Raw genomic sequence first — 20608 nt, forward strand, 5'->3', positions numbered from 1 at the left:
TTTATTAGCTAATAATAGCTAAAGATTGTCCCTCATCAACTGCTTCATTTTGAGATACTAATATTTTTGAAACTGTACCTGCTTGTGGTGCAGTAATATCAATTTCCATTTTCATAGCTTCTAAAATCATTAGTTTTTGATCTTTTTCAACTTTTTCACCTTCTTTAACTAGAATCTTCCAAACATTACCATTAACTGCAGCTGGAACTTCTTGTTGATTTTCTGTAGAAGTTTCTACAGTTTCTTTTTTTGATGTTTCCGCTGGTGTAATTTGAATATTGGCATCACCTTCTGCAACTGTTACATTAAACTTTTGTCCATCTACTACTACAGTGTAGTTTCCACTAGCATTATTCATATTTTTACTTTCCCCTTGTTTACAAACTTTTTCATTTTTTCTTACACTTAAAGGACTATCACCTTTTAAGAATGCAATCCCTTTTTCATCGCATGCTGCTGCAATAAAAATATTTTCTTCTGTAGTTTCAATATTCTCTTCATTTAATCTATTTTCCCAATATGCCATAGTCTTTTTTTCATCTCTATCTGCTATATCTAAAGGATTTTCAGAAGTTGGTTCTAGTTTTAATTTCTCAGAAGCTAGTTTTACTACCTCTTCATCTGGTTTTGTAGGAGTTTTTCCAAAATATCCAAGTACCATTTTTCCATAACCTGGAGCTATTTGTTTCCATGGTCCAAACATTACATTTGCATATGCTTGTTGCCAATAAAATTGAGAAACAGGAGTAACAGATGTTCCATATCCACCTTTTTCTACAACTTCTCTCATTGCTTTAATTACATCTGGGAATTTATCTAAAGTTCCATTATCTCTCATCATTTGTGTATTTGCTGTTAAAGCTCCACCAGGCATTGGTGAGAAAGGAATTAAAGGAGATACTTGAGTAGCTTCTGGTGGAATAAAGTAATCTTTTAAACAATCAGCTAAAACTTCTTGATACTTTAATACTTTTTCAGTCTCAAGTCCACCAAGATCATAATTCTTGCCTTTTACTGCATGTAGCATTGTTAAAATATCAGGTTGAGATGTACCTCCACTAACTGGACTTGCAGCTAAGTCAATACCATCAGCTCCTGCTTCTAATGCAGCTAAATAACAAGCTATTGATACACCAGCAGTTTCATGAGTATGAAGTCTTATATGTGTATCATCACCAACAAGTTTTCTTGCCATTTTAATAGTTTCGTAAATCTTTTGAGGAGAACTTGTACCTGAAGCATCTTTGAAACAAATTGAATCATAAGGTACATTACTATCTAAAATATTTCTTAAAGTTTTTTCATAAAAGGGAACATCATGGGCTCCAACACAGCCAGGAGGTAAGTCCATTAGTGTTACAACTACTTCATGATTTAAATTATACTTTTTGATACATTCAGCTGAATATTCCAAGTTTTGAACATCATTTAATGCATCAAAGTTTCTAATGGTAGAAACACCATGTTTTGCAAACATTTTTGCATGCATTTCAACAAGCTCCCTTGAACCTGTATCAAGCATAACTGTGTTTATTCCTCTTGCTAAAGTTTGAAGATTTGCATCAGGACCGACTATTTCTCTAAATCTATCCATCATATCAAAAGCATTCTCTCTTAAATAGAAGAATAAAGATTGAAATCTTGCTCCTCCACCAAACTCAAAGTGAGTTATTCCAGCATCTTTCGCAGCTTCAACAGCTGGAAAGAAATCCTCCATTAGAACTCTACCACCAAAGACAGATTGAAATCCATCTCTAAAAGTAGTATCCATGACATCTATATATTTCTTCGCCATTTTATATTAACCTTTAAGATTTTCATGATGTTGAACAGCAGCTACGATAGCAGCTATTTTTGTAGAATTAGAAGCAACAGGTGCTTGCGGTTTTTTTACAGGTTGTTTTTCCTTCTCAGGAAAATACTTACTTATTAAGGCAGCTTGCCCTTTAAGCACAAAAATTAAAATTATTAAAAATGAGAATACAACTCCCATCCCTAAAACCATAAACTTGAGTGCTTCAATTATTATATTTTCTTCCATATTACTCTCCGTGGTTACCACTGTAATTTGTAAGTACAATTTTATATTAAAGTAGCTTTATTAAAATTTATAAATGACCACTTTTTTACTAAAGTTTTGGATTTTTTTCAATAATTTAATATTTAAAGAATTTTTTCTCCAAGTTTATATAAAATTATATCAATTTTATATATAATTTCCATTACAAAATCAGTAAAATCTAAAAATTTTTCTCCCATTTTTAATCCTTTTTGAAATTTTATGCCAAATTATAATATTTTTTATTAAAACTATTGAAAAATATTTCAAATTGTAATATAATTATTTAAAATTTATGTATGGAGTGATTTTATGTTGATTGTAAGTGAAATTGTTGAGAAATTAAAAGATGTAATTAGTGCAGATGGCAAAATAGGAAAGGTTTTTGATAAAGATGTGGCAAACGAACTTGAATTAAGTCAAGCAAATTTTGCTACTATGAAAAATAGAGGAAAAATTCCTTTTCAAAATATTCTTGATTTTTGTGCAAAAAAAAGAATTTCAATTAACTGGTTACTATATAATCAAAATCCTAACTCTTTATTAGATTCTACAGATAAATATTGGATAAAATATTATCCAGATATTAGAGTTAGTGCTGGTGGTGGTGCCTATGAAGATGATGAAAGTTTAGAGTTATTAGAAGTACCTGAATATTTTATACGAATGCTTGGTGGACAGGAAAATCTAAAAAATATTGATGCTATAAATGTTATTGGTGATTCAATGGAGCCTACATTAAATTCTGGGAATATTATTTTCTTAGATAAAACAAAAGTTGATTCAAGAAGAGAAGGAATATATGCTTTTACAACAATTCACGGACTTTTTGTTAAAAGAATTCAACAAAGAGTAGATGGTCAGCTAGATATAATCTCTGATAATAAGGATTATCCAAAACAAATATTAGAAGCAAATGATATTAATATTTTAGGAAAAGTTGTAGGATCTTTTGGAATGGTATATTAAAAAGCAAGTGTAGTTTGCATTTGCTTTTGATTTATTATTTCAAAAACGTCTTCATATTTATATCCAATCAAATATGCAGCATTAAATTGATTTTCTTTTAAATAATCTTTTACTTTATAAATATCTTCAAGAATAATTTGTTTAGCAAAAAAATTATTTATATACTTATTTGTAATAAAAAGTTTTATTCCAAATTTGTAATTTGTCTTTAAATAATTAATCTCTTCTTCAATAAAATCACTATCTTCTTGAACAATTAAAAATTTATTGCTTTTACCAAACTCAGTTTGATTTATAAATTTATCAACAAAAAGTGGTCTAAGTAAAGTTGAATTTTTTAGCTTTGAAAAATCTACTTCATCATTTAGAAATTCCCATGCTGAAAGCAACTCTTCTATATATAGTGTTGAAACTTTTATTTTTTGAAAATATATATCTTTGTATGTAAATGATGTTTCAAAAATAGTATGTTTAATAATATTTTTAATATCTTCTTTTTTTACAAATGGTATTTGTTGATTTTTTGGATATAAATTATTCATGAGTTTATTATTACAAAAAATAAGTTTATCTTTATCTTCTATATAATCCAAAATCTTCAATGCATCATCAATATTTTTAATAAGTTTTATTTGTGTATTATGAGAATTTTTAAGGCAATGAATAAAATTAAAAATAGTTTTTTTGCAATTATAAGCATATAAATCATAATTTGATAGCTTAAATCTTATAAGTTTAATTAATGCTTCATCTAAGTTATTAACTTTAATCCAAGCAATCTCAAAATCTGTAACTTTTACATTTGAATCAACTAATATTAAAAAAGCGCCATTTTCAATTGCTAAATTTATATCATCTAGATTTTTTGCAACAAAAAGATCACCTTCTTTTACTTTCAAAGCTTCAAGTTTAATATTATATATAAATGAAATAGAAGGAGAGTTTAGAGTCTCTCCATCTACAATATCGATTATTGATGATACTTTCACTAGCTTATTTTAGTTCCAGAAATTTTTGTTTTCTCAGGTCTAATTAGACATAAACCATTTTCATCTTTTGCAGCTAAAAGCATACCTTCACTTAGCATACCCATTAGTTTTGCAGGTTTTAAGTTTGCAACAACACAAGCTTGAGTTCCAATTAAATCTTCAGCTTTATAAAACTCTTTTATTCCTGCTAATACTTGTCTATTTTTTTCTTCTCCTACATCTACTTGTAGTTTTAGAAGTTTTTTAGATTTTGGTACTTCAACTGCATCAACAATTGTTCCAACTTTTATTGTTGTTTCAAAAAATTTATCAATAGTAATTAGATTATCTTCTTCTACTATTTCTTCTTTTTGTTCAACTTCGTTTTTGTCTTTTTTAACTTCAGGAGCACCTTTTAATATAGGCTCTTCAATTCTTGGAAAAAGTTGCTCAACTTTTGTAATTGTAGTAGTTGATAATAAACCTTTATTTACTATTAGTTCTTTATATAGCTTTGTATTTATATTTATTCCCAAAGATTGTGCAATCTTAGAAATCTTTTCAGGCATAACAGATTGAAGTAAAATTGCACATTTTGCCATAATATTTGTAATTAATGCTACAAGTGCCATAGCTTCATCTGTTTTACCTTCTTTCATTTTTGTCCATGGCTCATAATCACCAATTGCTTTATTTGCTATTGTTAAAACTTTCCATATCTCTTCAAGATATCTATTGATTTGCATATTGAAAATCAAATCTTCTACATTTTCTAAAATAGAGTTAACTTCATCTAACTCTTTTTTATGATATTTTTCTACATTTGCAGAATCAATTTTGAAATCAAAATATTTTCCACTCATACCAGAAATTCTATTTAATAAATTTCCTAAATCATTCCCTAAATCAGAGTTAATTCTATCAATTAGTGCTTTTTGTGAAAAATCACCATCTTGACCAAAAGGAACTTCTCTTAATATAAAATATCTAAAAGCATCTAATCCATAAGCATCAGCTACTTCTTTTGGATCAACAACATTCCCTTTTGATTTAGACATCTTTTCACCATCTCTTGTCCACCAACCATGTGCTGCAATGTGTTTTGGTAAAGGAAGTTCTAAACTCATTAAAAATGCTGGCCAATAAATTGAGTGAAATCTTAAAATATCTTTTCCAACTAAATGAATACTTGCTGGCCAAAAATTAAACTCTTTTTTATCTCCTCCATAACCAAGTGCTGAAATATAATTAATTAGCGCATCAAGCCAAACATACATTACATGTTTTGGTTCATTTATAGAATCAGGAAGTTTTACTCCCCACTCAAAAGATGTTCTTGAAATAGAAAGATCTCTTAAGCCACCTTTTACAAAATTAATAATTTCATTCTTTTTAGATCTTGGTAAAATACAATCTTCGTTCTCTTCATACCATTTTAGTAGTTTATCTTCATAAGCTGATAGTTTAAAAAAGAAACTCTCTTCTTTTACTATTGAAGTTGGCTTACCACAGTCAGGACAAAATTGTTCATCAATTAATTGTTTTTCTGTAAAAAATGTTTCACAAGATACACAATAAAATCCTTCATATTCACCTTTATATATATCACCTTTTTCATACATCTTTTCAAATGCTTTTTGAGCACCTAATTTGTGTTGTTCGTCTGTTGTTCTAATAAACTTATCATAAGTAATATCAAAGTCATCCCATAATTTTTTAAATTTTCCAGATACTTCATCTGCATACTCTTTTGGTGTTTTACCCCTAGCTTGAGCACTTTGAGCAATTTTTTGACCATGCTCATCTGTACCTGTTAGAAAGTAAGTGTTATGACCAGTAAGCCTAGAGTATCTTGCTAGCATATCTGCGATAATAGTAGTATAAGCGTGACCTATGTGTGCCACGTCATTTACGTAATAAATTGGTGTTGTGATATATACATTTTTACAAGTTTCTTCCATTTTTTACCTCTTAATTAAAATTCAAATCCACCGCCAGAGCCCTTATTCATTGACTCATAAACAGCTAATACATATTTTTTTCTTAATTCGCACTCAAAAAACAAAGAGCAAGATTTACAAGATTCAAGCTCTTTTGAATTTTGGCACTGTTTTAATCCTTTTAAAGCTTCTTCTAGCTTTAAGTCCCATTCATCAATTATAATTTCGTTAGGATTATTATTTTGCATTTTCTTTATATACTTTTAAAACTTTTTTTATCTCTTCATTTGAACCAAAAAAACAAGGAGTAGTATCATGAATATGAGTAGTTTCTACTTCTAAAGCTCTTTTAAATCCATCAATTGCTTGTCCATTTGCTTTTTCATAAATATAAGCAAAAGGAAAAACTTCAAAAAGTTGTCTTAATTTTCCTTTTGGTCTATCAGTTGTTCCTGGATATGAAAAAAGACCACCACCTTTTAGTAAAATCTGATGTAAATCAGGAACCATTCCTCCTGAATATCTTAATCTATATCCATCTTCAAAAATTTCATCAATCATTTTTTTATGAAAAGGAGCCCAGCAGTTTTGTGTAGAACCTGGTGCATTTAATTTACCTTTTTCATTAAGTTTAAGTTCTTGCATAAATTTAAACTCATTATTTATTAGTCTATACATTTTAACATCATCTGTGGCAATTACAAGTTCAACCCTTGGCCCATAAACAACATATGCAGCAGCAACTAAATTATTACCTGTGAAATCATTTTCATAAATACCAAAAATTGAACCAACTGAAAGATTTACATCAACAAGTGATGAACCATCTAAGGGATCATAAGCTATTAAGTATTTTCCATTTTCATTTAAAGATATAATCTCTTCTTGCTCTTCACTAACAATAGCTTTAATACAAGAAACATCTTTAAAAATTGCCTCTATAATTTCATCACTTGCAATATCTAATTTTAATTGAGTATCACCAGTTGAATTCTCATTTGTACTTTTACTAGTATCACCAGTTTCAATTAAATTCTTTATATCTATTGCTGATTTTTTTATAGCATCAAAAATCTCTGTCATTTTATACTCTCTTTGAATTTTTTTCTACCCATTGTATAATCTCTTCTGGGTTATTTAAGTCAAGTTTATCAATATTTGAAGGAATATCATCACTATTGATTGTTTTATCAAAAGCTATTGCATCTGTAACATCAAAATATTTTTCATCTAAAGAGTTTCTAAATATTGATATTCTAGGAAGAGGAAGAGTTTTTAAGCCCTCAACTAATAAATAATCAAAGTCACCAAAAAGCTCAATTAACTCATCAATTGAAGAAGATTCTTGTTTAAATAAAGTTGTTCTATTTGGTGAAACAACTGCAACATTTGCACCTGTTTGAGAAAACTTATCACTATCTTTTCCTGGAGTATCAAATCTAGCTTTATCTTTTGGATCATGTTTTACAATACATACTTTATTGCCTTTATCTTGAAGTATGTTTGATACCTTTACTATTAAAGTTGTTTTTCCACTATTTGACGGACCAGAAAAAGCAACAGCTAATTTTTTATATTTCTTATTACTCATAGGCTGGATTTTATCCAAATGATGGTTAAAGTATCTTTAGTGTAAAATAACTTTCTTAAATAAATATGGAGATAATATATGAAAAAAATTTTAATATCTAGTCTTTTTGTTTCTAGTTTACTTTTTAATGCTTGTACAACAAATCATGCATTATTAAATTTTAAAAAAGAGAACATAAGAAATTCTAATGCACTTCAATTTACTAAAAAAAGTGATATTAAAATATCAAATGAACCTAAAGTACAGTTTTTTGCAAGTTATTTAAATAAAATTAATAGGGATTTAAATAGTGATAAAGAAGAGTTTTTAATTGGTGTTTATTTAATAAATAGCAAAACACAAAATTTTTTGCAAGAGGGTTTTCAAATTACTTTAAATGGTAAAGAAGCTTTGGATAAAGTACTAGTTGATGAAAAATCTGAATTAATAAAGTCATTACCTATAAAAAATCCTTGGGGAAGATATTATAAAGTTGAGTTTGAAAAACAAGAAGAGGGTAGTATGATATTAAAACTTGAAAAAGCTAATTTTGGTCAGACTCAATTAAGTTTTCAAAAATAGAAGATAATTTAAATTCATTTTTATTATCTAAATAATTTTTATAAATATAATAGTTTGCCAATACTTTTTTACCATATTCTCTTGTTTCATCATAAGAGATTAGCTCCATACTCATAAATGGTTCAAAATCGTTATTTTTTGTGAACAATCCTAGCTTTTTTTGATACTTAAAATAACCATATCCACCATTATATGAGTATGCAATAAACAAAGGATTATCTAAATTCTTTTCTAAATTATCAAGATGATAATTTGCATACTTTAAGTTTGTTTTCGCATCAAATAGTTTATAAATATCATATGGCTCGTCAAGTTTTTTTGCAATGTGCTTACTTAAAAATGGCATTATTTGCATAACACCTTGTGCAAATGCAGTTGAAATTGATGCTGGTACAAAACTACTTTCTTGTCTTGCAATTGCATAAATTAAAGCTTTTCTATGAATTGAATACTCGCTTAAATAATTTTTGTATGGAGTGATAAAATAATGTTTAGTATATTTATAATATTTATTTAAAATATAAACTAAATATGGTTTTGTTTCTTCTTTTGAAAAAATTGTTTTATACTCTTTTAGTTTTTCTTTATTAATATTTTTTGAATTAATTATTAAATCAACCCATGAAAATGGATCTTTTGTATTAAAAGTTGAAATAGCTTCATTTTGTTTTAACGAAATATCATAAACTATGTTATCAATCTTTTTATTTAAAAGTTCTTTTGCATAAAGAGAATATATATCAAGATTATTTGAAGAAGATAACTCTTCTAAAAACTTTTTATCATAAGTGATTAAGTATTTCCAAAAAATAACTCTATTTTTTCCATAATCATTATAAGCTTTCTTATATGAGTTTGATAAGTAAATTAATGCTTGTTTTAAATTTTCATTATTTATTTCATTAAGTGCTAGAAAAAAAGATGTTAAAGATTTAAAGTTTGTATCATCAATACCTAAAAAAGATTTGCTCAAAAGATCTAATTGTGGATTAGTAATAGAGTATTTTATTAAAGTTTCTACTCTTTTATCATTTCTTATTTTATTTAAAGTTTTTTTAGGAAGTTTATAATTTAAAAAATCAATCTTAAATTGACTACCTGTTTTTAAATAGATATCAAAAAAATCATCTTTTGATGCTGAAATAGTTTTAGTAAAAGGTAAAGATGAAGCAAGAATTTTAAGTTTATTTGCAAAAGTAGGGTATTTGTCTTTTACTTTTAAAATAGCTTCATTTAATTCAACTTGAGATAATTTTGTGGCTTTATATAAAGATAATCCAGCTTTTATACAATCATCATAAGTATTTATAAGCTCTTTAGCACTTGCTTGCATACATTGAACAACTGCAGTTGTTTCATCATGCTTAAATTTTTTAGCAAAAGCATAAAAAATTTGATTTGAAACATATTTTACCATACTTAATGCTTTTAATGCCTCATCTGGTGTAATATCTTGTTTTAAATATTGCAGTATATAAAAATCTTTTGTTATTGTTTTAGGTTTTTGTTCTAGCCAATCAAGGGTTAAAGTAAACTCTTCTTGCTCGTTATTAATAGATTTTGTAGGAGTTGATTCTTTGTTAGTTTCTATATTATTTGCATATATAAATGTAGTAATAAAAACTAAACAAAGAATTTTTTTCATTTTACATCATTCCCATAAATAATTTTCCTAAAAATGTTTCTAGGAAGATTAGAATAAAAATAACAATAATTGGTGCTAAATCCATTCCTCCAAAAACCGTTGGAATATATTTTCTTATAAGTGCATATGCAGGTTCAGTTAACCTATGTAGCATTTGTACTATTGGATTATAAGGGTCTGGTCTAACCCATGATAAAATAGCAGATATAATAATCACCCACTTATATAAAAATATTATTCCTAAAATAACTGTAAAAACAGAACTTAATAGTGCATCGATCATTTTATAATTTCTCCTAAATAGTTTTTAATATAAGGATAAATATCACTTAAATTAACTCCATCTTCTTCTTTTGTTAATAAATATCTTAAAGGTTTTAATAAAGAATTATCTTTTAATCCAGTATTTTGAGTAATATATTTTTTAAACTCATTAAACTCTTCAATATGAGGAGCTTCTTTTAAGCATTTAATAATTTGTTTAGATTCATCTTCAAAATTCTTACAAAGATCTTTTTTACTAAATATTAGATTTAGTTTTTCTTTGATTTCATTTAGTGTACTTGCATTAGTTAAAAATAATTTTCCCAATTTTCCAATATCCGCATCTGCAAAGCCTAAAAGTTTTGATAATCTTAAATCATCAATTAACTCTAAATGTTTTTTATTAATAGTTTTAAGTTTTTCAAAATCAAAAACTACTTCTTCTTTTGATATATTTTTAATTTCAAACCATTGAACTGCTTCTTCTAATGTAAAAATTTCTTTTGGAGCATTGTTTCCTAAAAGAACAAGATAATTAGCAATTGCTACTGGTAAAAAACCTTCTTCAATCAAGCATTTTACAGAGCTTAAACTATTTTTTTTACCAATATTTTTATTTTGTATAGTTGGCAGATGAATATAGTTTATCTCTTTTTCATAGCCTAAAGAGTTTCTAATATGTATATGTCTAGGTGCACTTAATATATCTTCTTTTTTATTTATAACTGTAGTAATATTAAAAATCATGTCATCAACAGCACAAGCATACTCTGCTGTAGGAGTTTTATCATGATTTAAAATAATAAAAGAGTCTATATTATTTGGAGTGTAATTAAATTCACCATTAAGTGAATCAATAAGTTTTATATTATCAATAGGTCTTTTAATTCTTACTGTAAAAGCTGCATTTACTTCTAAAACTATTTCATTTGATAAATTTGCACAAAAATCATCATAATTATAACTTTTTCCTTCTTCTTTTGCACTCTTTTTTAACTCATCAAGTTTTGTATCACTACAAAAACAAGAAAAAGCTTTTTTTTGTGTCATTAATTGCATTGCTAATTTTTGATGATATTTGATATTTTCACTTTGATAGATAATTCTTGAATGCTCTATTGAAAAAAGATTTAAAAGCTCTAAGATTTCTTTATCTTTTCCTTCGATATTTTTATTTTTATTAGCATCATCTATTCTAATTACAAGTTCTTCATCTATTTTTTTTGAAATAATATAGTTAAGTAATGCAATTCTTAAATCTTCTAAATCCATATCTTTTGTCGGGCTTAACGCTATTCTTAACAATTTACTTCCTTACAATTGAAAATGATAAATCTATAATTTCTTTATGAGATTTAATATAATTATTTAAATCTTCAAGTTTTAGATTTTGTATTTTTTCTAACTCTTTTTGAGGATAATCTTGCTTTAATCCCTTGTAGTAAAGATTAAATGCTCTATTTAATCTTTGTGACAATGTTTCAGTTCTTAAAGGTTCACTTCCAGTCAAAAAGTTTTTAGCTGCATCAAGTTCTTCTTGAGTAACACCTTTTTGTACAAAATTTTTTACGATTTTGGCAACTAGTTCTTGTGCTTCTTTTGCACTTTCTAATTTTGTTTGTAAATATCCAGTAAAGTATGAATGAGATTTATTTATAGATACATAGCCATAAGCACTATAAGCTAATCCTCTTTTTACACGTATTTCTTCCATCAATCTTGAACCAAAACCAGAACCACCTAAAATAAATGAAGCAACTTTTGCTTTATAGTTTTCTTCATCTTGGGCTTTTACATTAAATTTACTTCCAAAGTATATATATGCTTGTTCTGTTGGTTTTTTAAGCTCTTTGATAATTGGTTTTGCTGTTATTTCAACTTTTTTTAACTCTTTTTTACCTTTTGCAGGCATTGATTTTAATAAAGTTTGAATCTTATTTTCAAGTTCTTTAAACTCAATATCTCCACCAACAACAATTATTAAGTTTGAAAGATTGAATGTATTATCAATAAACTTTTTTACATCTGATAATTTTATATTGCTAATAGACTCAATTGTTCCAGAACTAGGGTGTTGTAATGCCGTATCTTTAAATAAGATATCTTTTAATTGATTTTTTGCAACATAATCATAATCATTTTGTTTTCTTTTTAAAGAACCAATAAGAATAGTTTTGATTTTTTCTACTACTTTTTTATCATAGTTTGGATCTTTTAATAAATCTTTTAAAAGTTTAAATGCTTTTTCATTTACTTCTTTTAGTGAAGATAATTCAATAACAAATGTTTCAAAACCACTTGCAACATTTAATGAAATAGCATTACTTTCTAACTCTGAAGCAAATTTTGTTGAACCTGATTTTTTAGTACCTTCATTTAATAATTTTGCTGAAAATGAAGCAATACCATTTAAGTTTCCATCTTGTATTGAACCTGAATTTTGAAACACAAGTTGCATATTTAAAATTGGCAGACTTGTTTGTTTTTCAAATATTACAGGAATTTTTGTATTATTAATTTCTATATGTTTTATTTGTGCACTCATTAAAATTCCTTGTAAACTAAGTAGTGTAATAACAGCTTTAAATAGTTTTATTGCTTTCATAATTTGGTTTAATACCTCTCTACGATCTCATAAGCTGTATTTCTTTTAGCAGGATTTTCTCCTACATCTTTAATTAGAGTAATCATTTCATCTTGATTCATACAGTTACTAGCTCCTGCTGCTGCTACAACATTCTCTTCCATCATAGTACTTCCTAAATCATTTGCACCAAATTTTAAAGCAAGTTGACCTATGTAAGAACCTTGTGTAACCCAAGAACTTTGAATATTTGGAACATTATCTAAAAAAAGTCTTGAAACTGCTAATAATCTTAAATATCTATTTGAAGATTGAGGCTTTAAATCAGGTATCTCTTCTTTTAGTTTAGTATTTGCACTTTGGAAAGACCACATAATAAATGCTCTAAATCCTTTTGTTTCATCTTGCAATCTTCTAACTAAATCCCAGTGTTCAATTATATCTTCATCACTTTCTATTGTACCAAACATCATAGTAGCAGTTGTTTTCATTCCAATTGAGTGAGCAAGTTTATGAACTTCAATCCAATCTTTAACATCGATTTTTTTTGGAGCAATTATATCTCTTACTTTATCACTAAGTATTTCTGCACCTGCACCTGGAATTGAGCTAAGTCCTTTTGCTTGAAGTCTTTTTAAAACTTCAAGTTTCGATATTTTTGATACTTTTGCTATATATGTGATTTCAATCGCAGAAAAACTATGAAGAGTAATTTGAGGGAATTTTGTATGAATATGCTCAACTAAATCTTCATAATAATCAATCTTTAAATTTGGATGAACTCCACCTTGCATAAGTATTTGTGTACCACCAATTGCAAGTAATTCTTCAATTTTTTCATCAATTTGTTCATATGATAAAACATATGAGTCATCATCTTTTTTATGTCTATAAAAAGCACAAAATTTACAATCAACCCAACAAACATTTGTATAATTAATATTTCTATCAACTACAAATGTAGTAGTTTTATCTGGATGAAGTTGCGCTTTTTTTTCACTTGCTAGTTTACCTAATTCGTTTAAAGAAGCATTTTGTATTAAATCTAATGCTTCTTCTTTTGATAATCTCTTGTCTAAATTTATTGGTTTAACCATTAAAAACTACTTCCTAAAGAAAATTCAAATGATGATGTATCATCACCAGATTCATCATCAAGTGGTCGTGCAAATATTAATTGAAGAGGACCAACTGGTGATACCCATTCAAATACTGCACCTGTTGAAGATCTTGTGATGTCATCAAAGTTTTCTTCACCAATCATACCGTAGTCATAAAATACTGCCCATCTCATCTTTGCACTATCAACAAGTGGGAAACTTAATTCAATAGAGTTTGCAAACATTCTTTTATATGGATCTTGTATTTCTCCATCTTCATTATCTGGACCAAATGCATATGATTTAAATCCTCTTAATGTTTTAGGACCACCAAGATATAAAGAGTCCCCTTGGTTTATTTGACCATTATCTATTAAGAATTTTAAGCTAGTTTTATATCTAAAAATCCAATCTAAATCAAATTTATCTTCTAGTGAGTAAAAATATTTAAAATATGAGCTTGATTCAACATATTTTGAATCTCCTCCTAATCCTGCAATTTCTAAAGATGTACCTGTTTTTATACCATTTTTTGGTAAATAAAAATCATCTGTATTATTAAAGTTTAAGTAAGGAGTAATTGAACTTGTTAAATAATCAGTATCTTCATAATATTTTTTTCCACTTTTTTTAGTAAAGCCACTTTCATAATCATACTCTTCTTTTATAAAGTCAAGTCTATATCTTGCACCCGCGTAAAAGTTTCTAAAGAACTCTTTTCCTGCACCAATAGAAAAACCAGTAGCTTTTTTATCTAAATCATAAACATCTCTTCCAATTTCAGTAACAGTATTATGAATTTCAACATCACCATTGTATTTAGTATCTGCAATTGCAGGATTTCTTAAACTAAATTGGAATTTTGATTTTTTTGCTGAAAGTTCAGTTGATAAGCCAAGACTAAGACCTGAACCAAATATGTTATTGTCATTAATAGCAGCATTTACCATCATCTTGTCATATGAACCATATCCACCACCAAGGATTAAATTACCTGTTCTAGCTTCAACAACTTTAACCATTAAATCCATTTTATCTTCTGAAACTCTTCTTTGTTGAACTTGTACATCATCAAAATAACCAGTTCTTTTTAATTTAGAAACAGAGTCATTATAATCAGTAAGATTAAATTGATCTCCTGGTGCTAAATATACATTTCTTCTAATAACTCTATCCAATGTTCTTGAGTTTCCTGAAATTTTAACATCATTTATATAAACTTTTTTACCAGGAATAACATTAAGTATAATATCTGCAGTTGCATTTTTTTCATCTTTTTTTATATCATACTTAACTTGTGCAAAGGCATAACCTAAGTTTGCTATTTGTGTTTTTATATATTCTACATCATCTCTTAATTTAGAGATGTTAAATGTTCTATCTTTTTTAAGTTTTAATTCTGGGTATAACTCTTTTGATTTTAATATAGATTCATCTATATAAATAGTAATAGAGTTTGTTGTATATTGTTGACCCTCTTCAATAAAAAAGTCTAGTCTTGCTTGGTTTGATGCAAAATCAACTTTTAAGAAAGGATCTTTTACTTTTGCATCTAAGTATCCATTTTGAAAATATAATTCATTTATTCTTGGACTTTCATAAGATAATTGATCAAGCTTTAACTCTCCATCATTTTGTCCAAACCACCAAGAGATATAATCTTTCTCTTTATTTGCTGTTACATTTTCAAAATCTGAACCATCAAGATTATTAGCACCTACATAATTAACTTTTTTAATTACGATTTCATCACCTTTATTTACATTAAATGTAAGTGAAACAGAACCCTCAGTAATAGGTTCAACTTCAATTTCAACGATTGAATTGATATAACCTTCTTTTTCAAGCTCTTTTAATAGTATCTCTTTTGCATTCTTTGCTCTTTGTGCAGAATACATACTACCTTTTCTAAGTCCCATTAAAACTTTCAAACTATCAATATCTTCTTCTCTGGTTTTGTATCCATATATATCTAAGTTTGCAATTGATGGTTTCTCTTTAAAAAGAAACTGAAGCTTTCCATTCTCTTCTTTTACAGAAATATCATCAAAATATCCAAATTTATAAAACTCTTTAATTGCTTTATTTATCTTATTTACATCTAATTCATCACCAGCTTTTAAATTTAGTGTTTCACTTGCTATTTTAGATGAAATTTTTGTTAAATTTACATATTCAATTGAATTTATCTGTTCTGCATGAAGTAGTGAAGCTAACGTCATAGATAGTAAGGTAAGTCTCTTTTTCACATTAATCCTTATTACATTTATAATTAAAGTAGCTAATATATCTAAATAAACTTTATAGCATGTTTAAGATATAATTGTTTAAATAATTATTTTAGAAGGTGAAAATTTTGAATATAGGTATAGTAGGATTAGGACTAATGGGAGGTTCTTTAGCAAAAGCAGTTAAAAGATATGGTATTGCAAAGAAAGTTCTAGGATACATAAATAGTGAAAAAAATAAAAAAGATGTACTAGAATTAAAACTTGTTGATGAAATTGTAGATTTGGAAACTTTAAAAAAAGAATCTGATGTTATTATACTTGCAATTCCAGTTGATGCAATTATTGAGATGTTTCCATCTTTTTTAGATATTGATGAAAAAACTACTATTATAGATATGGGCTCAACAAAAGAGTATATAGTAAAAAATATTCCTGAAAAAATTAGAGAAAACTTTGTACCAGCACATCCTATGACAGGTACTGAAAAATCTGGACCAAAAGCCTCAATTGATGATTTATATGAGGGAAAAACTGTAGTATTATGTAATTTAGAGAAAAATGGTAATATGCATGTAAATAAAGCATTTAGAATATTCCAAGGAATTGGAATGAGAATTGTAGTAATGGATTCTGATGAGCATGATATTCATGCTTGTTTTATGTCTCATTTACCACATGCAATCTCTTTTTCCTTAGCAAATACAGTTATGGGACATGAAGATCCAAAATCAATTATTGCTTTAGCTGCTGGTGGATTTAAAGATATGAGTAGGGTTGCAAAGTCAAGTCCTAGAATGTGGAGTGATATTTTTAAACAAAATAGAAAAAATCTCTTATCTTCAATCGATTTATTTGAAGAACATATGAAAAAAGTTAGAAAAATGGTTGAAGATGAAAATTATGAAGAGTTAGAAAACTGGATGGCAAAAGCCAATACTTTACACGAGATACTTTAAAGTATCTTTTGTGTATTTATTGCTTCTTGAACTTTTATTGCTTGATAATGCTCTTTTACATCATGGCATCTAATAATTGACGCTCCTTTATTAATTGATTCTAAATGAATTGCTAAAGTGCCAGGAAGTCTTTGTTCAATTGATGAAGTTACAATTTTATCAATCATTGATTTTCTACTTGCACCAATTAGTAATTCATAACCCATATATTTAAAATGTTCTAAGTTTTTTAATAGTAATAAATTGTGTTCTAAGGTTTTGCCAAAGCCAATTCCTACATCTAAAATAATATCTTTAAGTCCAAAACTTTCTGCTTTTTGTACTTGTTGTTTTAAAAACTCTTCTACTTCTAAGACTACATTTTTGTAAGTTGGTTTTTCTTGCATTGTTTTTGGATCATTTTGCATATGCATAATAACAGCACTTGCATTATATTTTGCAGTTAATTTTATAACTTCTTCATTTTGTAAGCCTGTAATATCATTTACTATTTTAAAACCTTTATTTAAAACATAATCAATTACTAAAGGTTCATATGAATCAATAGAGAAAACTACTTTTTCATAAAGCTTTTGTTCATAGATTGAATCTACTATATTTTTTACTCTTTGTAGTTCTACTTCTGGTTTTACAGGAATACTTCCAGGTCTACTTGATACTGCTCCAATATCAATAATATCTGCTTTATCAGTTATTAAAGCTTCGATTCTAGTTATTGCTTGAGACTCATTAAATCTACTGTTTTTAAAAAAAGAGTCTTCATTTGCATTTAAAACACCCATTATTTTTGTTTTATTTTTATTCATATTAAAATCTTTTTCTATTATTTAGTGTTAAAAGTAGGGTTGTTAATACATTTATTGGGCGTGAGTTTAAATCAAGTAGTTTAACTGCATTTGAAAACATTTCAAGCTCTTTTTGTGTTAAATTTATATTTTGTTCTTTTACTTTAAAAAGAATTGATTCAACTAAAGAGATAGCTTCATACTTTGATATTTTCTGATTCTCTTTTAAAAAATTATAAATATCTTTTAAATCAAGTCTTAATAAATCCAAGTTAGATGAGTTTAAATTTTGAGATTTTTTCAAAAACTTATGTGGCATTCTTGAAAAAATTGTTGGTAATATTGTTGATTTTGTAGTTGTTATTATGATAAATACAATATTTTTTGGTGGCTCTTCTAATACTTTTAATAAAGAGTTTTGAGCTTCACTTCTAAATGTTGTACCACATAATATAAGATACTTTTTATTATTTGTAGCTATATAAGCTTCTTTTACAGCGGCATTTGCTTGAGCTAATAAAAACTCATCTTTTTGTTCATTTTTTATAACTCTACATGAATGAGTAGGTAAAGTTGATAAAAGATATGAAAGTGTATCTTCTATACTATTTACTATTAATATAGTTGATGAGTCTACTTTTATATCGTTTATATTTGCCATTATATCAGTTCTCTACATTTATTTCTGCAAAAAGTGCAGCACTTAAAGTTTTAGTATAAAGTCTAAACATTTGTAAAAGCTTCATATCTAAAGCATCATCTTTACTTCTTAAATTAAAAGCATCTTGCATCTCTTCATCAAAAAGCCATAAAAATGAGTTTTTAGAAACTTTTGGAATAATTGCTCTTACACTTTGACTTTTCCCAATATACCAAAAACAATATCCATTAGGAAAAGAGATACTTAACATATCTTTAATATAATTAATATCATCTTCTGATTTAACTTCATCTAGATATTTGTAAAAACCCTTTGCATCATAAAAAGGTAAAAACGGTCTATTTAAGTTTTGCGAGTTTATATTTGTGAAAATATATTCTAAGAACCAATCTCTTTCTTTATCTGTAATTATAATTACAGAACAACCTTTTTCAAGTATATTTACTACAGATTTAGATACTAAAGGAGTCCATTCATACTTTTTCTCTTCTAGCCAAGGAGAGAGTAATTTATCTTCTCTTATAGTATCTACTGTCCAATTTAAAAATTCTTGCACTATTACTTATCCAGATTGTAAACTTCGTGTAGTGCTCTAACTGCTAACTCTGCATACTTTTCTTCAATAACCATAGATATCTTTATCTCACTTGTTGAAATAATTCTTATGTTAATATTTTCATTAGCTAAAGTAGCAAATGCTTTTGAGGCAACACCTGTATGTGATTTCATTCCCACACCAACTATTGATACTTTACATATAGAATCATTATATTCAATATTTCTAGTATCTGTTCTAAATGTTTCCATTACTTTTTTACATGCTTCAAAATCAGTAGTTGGAATTGTAAAATCTAAATCAGCTTTTCCATCTACTCCAACTGTTTGAACTATCATGTCTACATTAATATTTTCATTTGCTAATGATGTAAAAATAGAAGCTGCTATTCCTGGTCTATCTTTAACTCCATACATCCCAACTCTGATTTGGTTTCTATCTAATGCAATACCACTAACTATTGGTTTTTCCATAATATTTTCTTCCTTAGTAATTAATGTACCTTCAACTTCTGGCGTGAAGCTACTTCTTGATATCAAATTTACATTTAATTTTTTTGCCATCTCTACTGATCTATTTTGCAATACTTTAGCTCCAAGACTTGCAAGTTCTAGCATCTCATCATACGAGATTTTATCAAGTTTTTTAGCTTTTGGCTCAATTCTTGGATCTGTTGTATAAATTCCATCAACATCTGTATAGATTTCACAAACATCGGCATTTATTGCACCTGCTATTGCTACAGCAGTTAAATCACTACCACCTCTACCAAGTGTAGTTACTCTACCTTCAAAAGTAACTCCTTGAAAACCTGCAACAACTATAATTTTTCCAGCTTTCATTGCAGTTTTCATAGCAGTTGTATCAATATCTTCAATTCTTGCTTTTGTGTGTGAAGAATCAGTTTTTATTCCTGCTTCTCTTCCACTCATTGAAGTTGCTTTATATCCTTGCTCATTCAATGCAATTGATAAAAGTGCTGATGTTACTCTTTCTCCTGAACTTAAAAGCATATCCATTTCAATTCTATTTGGATTGCTTGAAAAATGTTCAGCATAATCAATTAATTTGTTAGTTTCTCCACTCATTGCAGAAACTACAGCAATAATATCATGGCCTTCATCACGAATTTTTTTTATGATGTTTGCTACATTTTGAATTCTATCTAAATTACCAACACTTGTTCCGCCAAATTTTAATACTTTTAACATCTTTTTTAATTACCTTTTTAAATATAACCTTCATTTCTAAAATATTTCAAGACTTGCTTATATACTGTTCTTTTGAAGAATGTTATATAATCATAAATATTTTTTGTTGCAACAAATTTGTATTCACTAAATTCAGGTATTTGAGTATTAATATTTATTTTTGCACCTTTTTTTAGCTTTACTAAATAATATCTTTGAATTTGCCCATCATATGGTTGCATTTTTTTTGCAATTGCAGGGGGAAATTCATAGCTTACCCATTGGGGATATTCAGCAATTATTTCAATTTCCTTTGTTCCGATTTCTTCTTCAAGCTCTCTATATAAAGCTTCTTTAGATGATTCACCCTCATCAATTCCACCTTGTGGAAACTGCCAAGCATTCTCTACATCGGTACGAGAAGCTATAAAAACTTCACATTTTTCAGGATATTTTGCTGATAGTACAATTGCTGCAACATTTGGTCTATAGTTTTTACCATCTTTTTTTTCTATTGTTTCTTTTTTATCAGTCATAAATATATTTTC

The 20608-nt window shown here is 27.3% G+C and carries 21 protein-coding genes; 3 read left to right on the forward strand and 18 right to left on the reverse strand.

The window, feature by feature from the left end; genetic code table 11:
- Positions 1-4: 4 nt before the first annotated feature.
- Together ACAN_RS07075 and ACAN_RS07080 are read right to left on the reverse strand one after the other, a co-directional pair.
- A complete protein-coding gene (locus ACAN_RS07075; protein ID WP_079579182.1) occupies positions 5-1795 on the reverse strand; it encodes a biotin/lipoyl-containing protein in 1791 nt (596 codons plus the stop codon).
- Between the two features lie 6 nt (positions 1796-1801).
- Positions 1802-2041 carry an OadG family protein gene (locus tag ACAN_RS07080; protein ID WP_079579184.1) on the reverse strand — a complete coding sequence of 80 codons (240 nt, stop codon included), beginning with the start codon at positions 2039-2041 and terminating at the stop codon, positions 1802-1804.
- Positions 2042-2371: 330 nt separating this feature from the next.
- On the opposite strand from ACAN_RS07080, the gene ACAN_RS07085 reads away from it, so the two are divergent.
- Positions 2372-3028, forward strand: coding sequence for a S24 family peptidase (locus ACAN_RS07085; protein WP_099335235.1), 657 nt, complete (start codon positions 2372-2374; stop codon positions 3026-3028).
- On the opposite strand, the gene ACAN_RS07090 is transcribed toward ACAN_RS07085, so the two are convergent.
- Genes ACAN_RS07090 through mobB form a run of 5 tightly spaced genes read right to left on the reverse strand, consistent with a single transcriptional unit; the run spans position 3025 to position 7527 of the window.
- Complete coding sequence (locus tag ACAN_RS07090) at positions 3025-4017, reverse strand: peptidoglycan synthetase (RefSeq protein ID WP_099335234.1); 993 nt, start codon at positions 4015-4017, stop codon at positions 3025-3027. The two genes, ACAN_RS07085 and ACAN_RS07090, sit on opposite strands and share 4 nt — an antisense overlap.
- A complete protein-coding gene (metG, locus tag ACAN_RS07095; RefSeq protein WP_079579842.1) occupies positions 4017-5957 on the reverse strand; it encodes a methionine--tRNA ligase in 1941 nt (646 codons plus the stop codon). The genes ACAN_RS07090 and metG overlap by 1 nt, the downstream gene beginning before the upstream one ends.
- A gap of 14 nt (positions 5958-5971) precedes the next feature.
- The gene (locus tag ACAN_RS07100) at positions 5972-6184 is read right to left on the reverse strand and encodes a hypothetical protein (RefSeq protein WP_079579843.1); all 213 of its coding nucleotides are present in this window, start codon (positions 6182-6184) and stop codon (positions 5972-5974) included.
- On the reverse strand, positions 6174-7019 hold the full coding sequence (locus tag ACAN_RS07105) for a class 1 fructose-bisphosphatase (RefSeq protein WP_099335233.1): 846 nt from the start codon (positions 7017-7019) through the stop codon (positions 6174-6176). The genes ACAN_RS07100 and ACAN_RS07105 overlap by 11 nt, the downstream gene beginning before the upstream one ends.
- Position 7020: 1 nt before the next feature.
- A complete protein-coding gene (gene mobB / locus ACAN_RS07110; protein ID WP_079579845.1) occupies positions 7021-7527 on the reverse strand; it encodes a molybdopterin-guanine dinucleotide biosynthesis protein B in 507 nt (168 codons plus the stop codon).
- A gap of 78 nt (positions 7528-7605) precedes the next feature.
- On the opposite strand from mobB, the gene ACAN_RS07115 reads away from it, so the two are divergent.
- A complete protein-coding gene (locus ACAN_RS07115) occupies positions 7606-8088 on the forward strand; it encodes a hypothetical protein (protein ID WP_079579846.1) in 483 nt (160 codons plus the stop codon).
- Here the strand turns inward: ACAN_RS07115 and ACAN_RS07120 are convergent.
- The 6 genes from ACAN_RS07120 to bamA are packed head-to-tail and all read right to left on the reverse strand — an operon-like array spanning position 8051 to position 15930.
- A complete protein-coding gene (locus ACAN_RS07120; protein ID WP_099335232.1) occupies positions 8051-9733 on the reverse strand; it encodes a lytic transglycosylase domain-containing protein in 1683 nt (560 codons plus the stop codon). The two genes, ACAN_RS07115 and ACAN_RS07120, sit on opposite strands and share 38 nt — an antisense overlap.
- Position 9734: 1 nt before the next feature.
- Entirely contained in the window at positions 9735-10016 is a 282-nt protein-coding gene (locus ACAN_RS07125) for a YggT family protein (protein WP_079579848.1), read from the reverse strand.
- Entirely contained in the window at positions 10013-11302 is a 1290-nt protein-coding gene (gene gltX / locus ACAN_RS07130; RefSeq protein ID WP_099335231.1) for a glutamate--tRNA ligase, read from the reverse strand. The genes ACAN_RS07125 and gltX overlap by 4 nt, the downstream gene beginning before the upstream one ends.
- A 1-nt stretch (position 11303) precedes the next feature.
- Entirely contained in the window at positions 11304-12602 is a 1299-nt protein-coding gene (locus ACAN_RS07135) for a M16 family metallopeptidase (protein WP_228150669.1), read from the reverse strand.
- Positions 12603-12610: 8 nt separating this feature from the next.
- Positions 12611-13678, reverse strand: coding sequence for a dehypoxanthine futalosine cyclase (locus ACAN_RS07140; RefSeq protein ID WP_099335230.1), 1068 nt, complete (start codon positions 13676-13678; stop codon positions 12611-12613).
- Positions 13678-15930 (reverse strand): outer membrane protein assembly factor BamA, encoded by a 2253-nt coding sequence (gene bamA / locus ACAN_RS07145; RefSeq protein WP_228145341.1) that lies wholly within the window; start codon positions 15928-15930, stop codon positions 13678-13680. The genes ACAN_RS07140 and bamA overlap by 1 nt, the downstream gene beginning before the upstream one ends.
- A 107-nt stretch (positions 15931-16037) precedes the next feature.
- On the opposite strand from bamA, the gene ACAN_RS07150 reads away from it, so the two are divergent.
- Positions 16038-16868 carry a prephenate dehydrogenase gene (locus tag ACAN_RS07150; protein WP_079579853.1) on the forward strand — a complete coding sequence of 277 codons (831 nt, stop codon included), beginning with the start codon at positions 16038-16040 and terminating at the stop codon, positions 16866-16868.
- Here the strand turns inward: ACAN_RS07150 and folP are convergent.
- The 5 genes from folP to ACAN_RS07175 are packed head-to-tail and all read right to left on the reverse strand — an operon-like array spanning position 16865 to position 20596.
- Complete coding sequence (gene folP / locus ACAN_RS07155; RefSeq protein ID WP_099335229.1) at positions 16865-17674, reverse strand: dihydropteroate synthase; 810 nt, start codon at positions 17672-17674, stop codon at positions 16865-16867. The two genes, ACAN_RS07150 and folP, sit on opposite strands and share 4 nt — an antisense overlap.
- A 1-nt stretch (position 17675) precedes the next feature.
- Complete coding sequence (locus ACAN_RS07160) at positions 17676-18314, reverse strand: DNA polymerase III subunit delta' (protein ID WP_099335228.1); 639 nt, start codon at positions 18312-18314, stop codon at positions 17676-17678.
- Positions 18315-18318: 4 nt separating this feature from the next.
- Complete coding sequence (locus ACAN_RS07165) at positions 18319-18870, reverse strand: HobA family DNA replication regulator (RefSeq protein ID WP_079579856.1); 552 nt, start codon at positions 18868-18870, stop codon at positions 18319-18321.
- A 2-nt stretch (positions 18871-18872) separates the two neighbouring features.
- Positions 18873-20081: an aspartate kinase gene (locus tag ACAN_RS07170; RefSeq protein WP_099335227.1), complete on the reverse strand. Its 1209-nt coding sequence runs from the start codon at positions 20079-20081 to the stop codon at positions 18873-18875.
- Positions 20082-20098: 17 nt separating this feature from the next.
- Positions 20099-20596: an RNA pyrophosphohydrolase gene (locus ACAN_RS07175; protein ID WP_079579858.1), complete on the reverse strand. Its 498-nt coding sequence runs from the start codon at positions 20594-20596 to the stop codon at positions 20099-20101.
- Positions 20597-20608 lie beyond the last annotated feature (12 nt).

This window comes from Malaciobacter canalis, assembly GCF_008000835.1.
Taxonomy (GTDB): domain Bacteria; phylum Campylobacterota; class Campylobacteria; order Campylobacterales; family Arcobacteraceae; genus Malaciobacter; species Malaciobacter canalis.